The organism is Pseudomonas sp. 18.1.10 (assembly GCF_024655625.1).
In the GTDB taxonomy this organism is placed as follows: Bacteria; Pseudomonadota; Gammaproteobacteria; order Pseudomonadales; family Pseudomonadaceae; genus Aquipseudomonas.
Genome location: NZ_JANLGL010000191.1, coordinates 1 through 5,539 on the forward strand (window position 1 = coordinate 1; position 5,539 = coordinate 5,539).

General features: G+C 63.2%; 6 protein-coding genes. 3 read left to right on the forward strand and 3 right to left on the reverse strand.

Translation table 11 applies throughout. From position 1 onward, the window contains the following. Positions 1 to 80: 80 nt before the first annotated feature. Together NUV89_RS23640 and NUV89_RS23645 are read right to left on the reverse strand one after the other, a co-directional pair. The gene (locus NUV89_RS23640; protein ID WP_017736911.1) at positions 81 to 788 is read right to left on the reverse strand and encodes a YebC/PmpR family DNA-binding transcriptional regulator; all 708 of its coding nucleotides are present in this window, start codon (positions 786 to 788) and stop codon (positions 81 to 83) included. A 99-nt stretch (positions 789 to 887) separates the two neighbouring features. Then, on the reverse strand, positions 888 to 1,745 hold the full coding sequence (locus NUV89_RS23645) for a LysR substrate-binding domain-containing protein (RefSeq protein ID WP_257783225.1): 858 nt from the start codon (positions 1,743 to 1,745) through the stop codon (positions 888 to 890). 111 nt (positions 1,746 to 1,856) lie between these two features. Between NUV89_RS23645 and NUV89_RS23650 the strand changes: the two genes are divergently transcribed. The 3 genes from NUV89_RS23650 to NUV89_RS23660 all read left to right on the forward strand — a co-directional run bounded on the left by NUV89_RS23650 (position 1,857) and on the right by NUV89_RS23660 (position 4,510). Further along, positions 1,857 to 2,978 carry a 2-aminoethylphosphonate--pyruvate transaminase gene (locus NUV89_RS23650; protein WP_257783226.1) on the forward strand — a complete coding sequence of 374 codons (1,122 nt, stop codon included), beginning with the start codon at positions 1,857 to 1,859 and terminating at the stop codon, positions 2,976 to 2,978. Further along, complete coding sequence (phnX, locus tag NUV89_RS23655) at positions 2,975 to 3,802, forward strand: phosphonoacetaldehyde hydrolase (protein WP_257783227.1); 828 nt, start codon at positions 2,975 to 2,977, stop codon at positions 3,800 to 3,802. Before NUV89_RS23650 ends, phnX begins: the two co-directional genes overlap by 4 nt. Before the next feature lie 114 nt (positions 3,803 to 3,916). Beyond that, complete coding sequence (locus tag NUV89_RS23660; RefSeq protein ID WP_257783228.1) at positions 3,917 to 4,510, forward strand: cytochrome b; 594 nt, start codon at positions 3,917 to 3,919, stop codon at positions 4,508 to 4,510. 44 nt (positions 4,511 to 4,554) lie between these two features. Here the strand turns inward: NUV89_RS23660 and NUV89_RS23665 are convergent, their stop codons facing one another. After that, entirely contained in the window at positions 4,555 to 5,439 is an 885-nt protein-coding gene (locus NUV89_RS23665) for a 1-aminocyclopropane-1-carboxylate deaminase/D-cysteine desulfhydrase (RefSeq protein ID WP_257783229.1), read from the reverse strand. Positions 5,440 to 5,539 lie beyond the last annotated feature (100 nt).

Consider the following 5,539-nt stretch of genomic DNA (forward strand, 5'->3'; position numbering starts at 1 on the left):
GACACTCCGTCTTCGCGAGCAAGCCCGCTCCCACACAAGCCCGCTCCCACATTTTTGAACGGCGTTTAGCCTGCTAGAAATCAGCCAGCCAAGCCGACGAACATATCCTGCACGTCATCATGGTTGTCCAGGCCTTCGAGGAACGCCTCGACCTCAGCCATCTGCTCATCGGTCAAACCGCTCACCGGGTTCTTCGCGATGTAGCCCAGCTTGGCCGACAGCACGGTGAAACCCTGCTCCGGCAGTGCTTTCTGCACGGCATCCAGGTCGGTAGTTTCGGTAATGAACAAGGTGGTGCCTGCTTCTTCACCGTCTTCGAAATCCTGGGCGCCGGCTTCGATGGCGGCCATCTCGGGATCAGCGTCCGGGGTGTCCGGCGAGGCTTCGATCAGGCCGACGTGGTTGAAGTCCCAGGCCACGGAACCGGAAGCACCCAGTTGGCCCTTGCGGAACGCCACGCGGATTTCCGCCACGGTGCGGTTGATGTTGTCGGTGACGCACTCGACGATCAACGGCACCTGGTGCGGGGCGAAACCTTCGTAGGTCACGCGGTGGTACTGCACGGTTTCACCCAGCAGGCCGGCGCCTTTCTTGATGGCGCGGTCCAGGGTTTCCTTGGGCATCGAGGCCTTTTTGGCCTGTTCCACCACCAGTCGCAGGTGGGCGTTGGTGGCGGTGTCGGCACCGTTGCGGGCGGCGATGGTGATTTCTTTCACCAGCTTGCCGAAGATCTTGCCCTTGGCATTGGATGCCGCTTCTTTATGTTTGACTTTCCACTGTGCGCCCATGACTCACTCTCTAATATCCATGGCGCCGAGACGTCTACTGGCCGGCGCTTTGGGGGCAGAGTTTATAGGGCAAAAACGCAACGTTCCACCAAAAAACCGTCAGGGCGCCAACTCGAAAAATGCCTGGATCAGGCGCAATGAGCGCCGCCGTTCCATGCAGCCGAGCATGTGCCGGTTGACCAGCCCGGCGCCTTGCAGGGCGATCGCCTTGACGCGTGGGTCCGGGCTGACCTCCATGGACGACACCACCCCCACCCCCAATTCAGCGGCGACGGCTTCGCTCACCGCCTCGCGGCTGTCCAGTTCCAGCAACACCTTGGGCGCCACCGCCGCCGCCTGGCAGGCGTCATCAAAGGTGCGTCGGGTGATGGAGCTGGGCTCGCGCAGCACCATGATCTGCTCGTGCAGTTGCTCCAGGCGAATGCCCGCCGCCTGCGTGGCCCAGGCATGGTTGACGGGCACCAGCGCGCAGATGCGTGACTCGCCCAACGCTTGCAGATGCAGGCCATTGCGCGGCTCCACCTCGGTGAGCACCGCCACATCCGCATGCTCCGACAGCAGCGCCGCCAGGGTTTCCTGGGCATTGCCCAGGCGCAGGTTGACGGTGATGCCGGGGTAACGCGCACGCAGGCTGGCGATCATCGGCATCACCAGGTGCGGGCCGTCGGCTGCCACTTCCAGGCGCCCGGTGAGCAATTGGCGATTGGCTTCCAGCATCGCCTGCGCCTCGTCCACCAGGCCGAAGATTGCCCGGGTGATGGCCGCCAGCCGCGCGCCTTCCTCGGTCAACTCGACCCGTCGCGCGGTACGCCGCAGCAAGGGGATCTGGTAGTGCTCCTCCAGCGCCTTGATATGCCCAGTCACTGCCGGCTGGCTTATAAACAGCCGCGCCGCCGCGCGGGTAAAACTGCCCTCGCGGGCCACGGCATCAAATGCACGCAGTTGGAATAGGTTCATAGCTATCGGCCTCACTGATAGCTTGCATAACAACAAACAATTTGATTGATGACAAGCCAAACTGCAATTTAGGCGCCGTAGCGTGAACCGAACGCTTGACGAGGACCTGCAATGACCGCGCCTATCCTGCTCACCCCCGGCCCCCTGACCACGTCCGCCCGCACCCGCCAGGCGATGATGATGGATTGGGGTTCGTGGGATGAACGCTTCAACCAACTGACCGCCAGCGTCTGCGAGCAATTGCTGGCGATCATCGACGGCGCCGCCAGCCACCACTGCGTGCCCCTGCAAGGCAGCGGCACCTTCGCCGTCGAAGCGGCCATCGGCACCCTGGTGCCGCGCCATGGCAAGGTGCTGGTGCTGATAAACGGCGCCTACGGCAAGCGCCTGGCAAAGATCTGCGAAGTACTCGGCCGCGATTTCAGCACCTTTGAAACCGCTGAAGACCACCCCACCACCGCCGCCGATGTGGACCGCCTGCTGCACGCCGACCCGGCCATCAGCCACGTCGCGTTGATCCACTGCGAAACCAGCACCGGCATCCTCAACCCCTTGGCCGAGATCGCCCAGGCGGTGAAACACCACGGCAAGCGCCTGATCGTCGACGCGATGAGCTCCTTCGGCGCCCTGCCCATCGATGCCCGCGCAGTGCCCTTCGACGCACTGATCGCCGCCTCCGGCAAATGCCTGGAAGGCGTGCCCGGCATGGGCTTTGTCTTCGCCGACAAACAGGCACTGGCAGCCGCCCAAGGCAACTGCCATTCCCTGGCGATGGACCTGTTCGACCAGCACGCCTACATGGCCAAGACCGGCCAATGGCGCTTCACCCCGCCAACCCATGTGGTCGCCGCCCTGCACGAAGCACTGCTGCAATACGCGGAAGAAGGCGGCCTGCCCGCGCGCCAGCAACGCTATGCACGCAACTGCGGGACGCTGCTGGAGGGCATGGCCGAACTGGGCTTGCGCAGCTTCCTGCCGGCGGCGATCCAGGCCCCGATCATCGTCACCTTCCACGCGCCGCAAGACCCGCGCTACCAGTTCAAGGACTTCTACGAGCGGGTCAAAGCCAAGGGTTTCATCCTCTACCCAGGCAAATTGACCCAGGTGGATACCTTCCGCGTCGGCTGCATCGGCCACGTTGACGCCGCCGAGATGCACGCCGCCGTCGCCGCCATCGGCGAAGCACTGCACGCCATGGGCATTACTCTTTCTTCTATCGGATCGCCAGCATGAACTATCAAAACCCCAACACCCTGCAAGCCGTGATCCTCGATTGGGCCGGCACCGTGATCGATTTCGGCTCGTTCGCGCCCACGCAGATTTTTGTCGAAGCGTTTGCCGAGTTCGACGTGCAAGTGTCCATCGAAGAAGCCCGTGGCCCGATGGGCATGGGCAAGTGGGACCATATCCGCACCCTGTGCAACCAGCCGCAGGTCGCCGAACGCTATCGCCAGGTGTTTGGCCGTACGCCGACGGATGACGACGTGACCGCGATCTACCTGCGTTTCATGCCGTTGCAGATCGAGAAAATCGCCGAGCACTCGGCGTTGATCCCCGGCGCCCTCGACACCATCGCCGCCCTGCGTGGCCTGGGCCTGAAGATCGGTTCCTGCTCCGGCTACCCCAAGCAAGTGATGGACAAGGTCGCCGCCCTGGCCGCGACCAACGGCTACGTCGCCGACCACGTGGTCGCCACCGACGAAGTGCCCAACGGCCGCCCCTGGCCCGCCCAGGCCCTGGCCAACGTGATCGCCCTGGGCATTGACGATGTGGCGGCGTGCGTGAAGGTCGACGACACCGTGCCGGGCATCCTCGAAGGCCGCCGCGCCGGCATGTGGACCGTGGCGCTGACGTGCTCCGGTAACGCGCTGGGCCTGACCTACGCGCAATTCCGTGACTTGGATGGCGCCACGCTGGCCAACGAGCGTAAGCGCATCGAGGCAATGTTCGAAGGCTCGCGTCCACACTACCTGATCGACACGCTCAACGACCTGCCGGGGGTGATCGCTGATATCAACGCGCGGCTGGCCCGTGGGGAAATGCCACAAAGTCACTGATGGAGGTCAAGACAAGGGCATTTGTGCCAGGCAGAGCGCTCAAAAGCGGCATACAGTAAAAGGACTCCATCACCAAAGAATGGAGGTTTGCCCTGATGAGTGAGGAAACCAGCGATGCCGTGGAAAAACTCCGATACGCGTTACAGCACCATGTCGATTGCATTGCACTGGTTGATGGTGGTGCTGCTGGCGGTGGTCTACGCCTGCATTGAATTGCGCGGCCAGTTTCCCAAAGGCAGCGGCGCACGCACGTTGATTGTCGAGATGCACTTCATGCTCGGCCTCACGGTGTTTGTGCTGGTGTGGCTACGCCTGTTTGCCCGCAGCCTGGGCGTGGCACCGAAGATCGTGCCGGCGCCGCCGCAATGGCAAAGCCTGTTGGCGACGCTGATGCACTTCGCGTTGTACGCGTTGATGATCGGCATGCCGATTGCCGGCTGGCTGATCGTCAGTGCCGAGGGCCATTCGGTGATGTTCTATGGCATGGAATTGCCGCCGCTGATCGCCGAGAACAAGGCGCTGGCCAAGGAGATTGAAGGCTGGCACGTGTGGTTTGGCAAGGTCGGGTATTGGTTGATCGGGCTGCATGCGTTGGCGGGGATCTTTCACCATTATGTGCTGCGCGATAACACTGCCTTGAGAATGATGCCAGGTGGGAGCGGGCTTGCTCGCGAAGGCGGCTCATCAGCCACCAAAACGGCTGACTGATACACCGCATTCGCGAGCAAGCCCGCTCCCACAGGGGATCTGCGCTAGACTGCAAAACCTCGGCGGCCTTGCAGGCCGCCCGTGTGGATGAAGATCAGGCGAGTGCCGGGGGTGAAACGCCCGGCCTCGATCTGTTGCTTCAACGCCAACAGCGCTTTGCCGGTGTAGAGCGGTTCCAGCGTCAGGCCACAGGTTTTTTCGGTGTGCTCGATAAACGCCAATAGCTCTGGATCGACTTTGGCGAAACCGCCCCGGCTGGCGTCCAGCAACTCATAACGTCCCTGCACGAGCGCCTCCACGTTTTGCGCCACACCGTGATCGTCCGGCACCGCCATGGCGCCGTATACCCTGTGGGCGCCCGCCTCTGCCAGCACCAGCCCGGCCACTGTGGTGCCGGTGCCCGCCGCCAGCCACCAGCCGTCGTAATCGGCCCAGCCCAGCGTAGGCAGTTGCGCCCGCGCCTGCTCTACCAGCACACCGCAACCCGATGCGCCGGCAAGCCCGCCGCCACCTTCGGGCACCGGATACAGATCGGGATATTGTTCGCGCCACGGCAACCAGAAATCCGGCGCATGCCGCGCACGATAGCCGCCGTAACCCAGCCAATGCAGCTGCATGCCGAACGCTTTCAGGTCGAGAACGGTGGGAGTGTCTTGGGGATGGCCACGCAACAGGCCGACGGTGGCGAAACCAAAGCGTTTCCCCGCCGCCGCCAGCGCGTGCAGATGGTTGGACCAGGCACCGCCGAGGCTGATGAGGCCCATGGCGCCTTGGGCTTGCGCCAGGTGCCCGCTGAGTTTGAACCACTTGTTGCCGCTTATCAGCGGGTCGATGCGGTCCAGGCGCAGCACGGCCAATTCGACGCCTTGCAGCCAGTCCAGGTGCAAGGGTTCGAGGGGGGCGTGGGGAAGCCAGTCGAAGGGGCCCATCGGAATGCATCTGCATGAAAAAAAGGGGATGTAGTCTAACACCGCCCACTTGGTGCTAATGCTGTGGAGTCATGGACCTGTGGCGCTGGTGCGTGGTCCC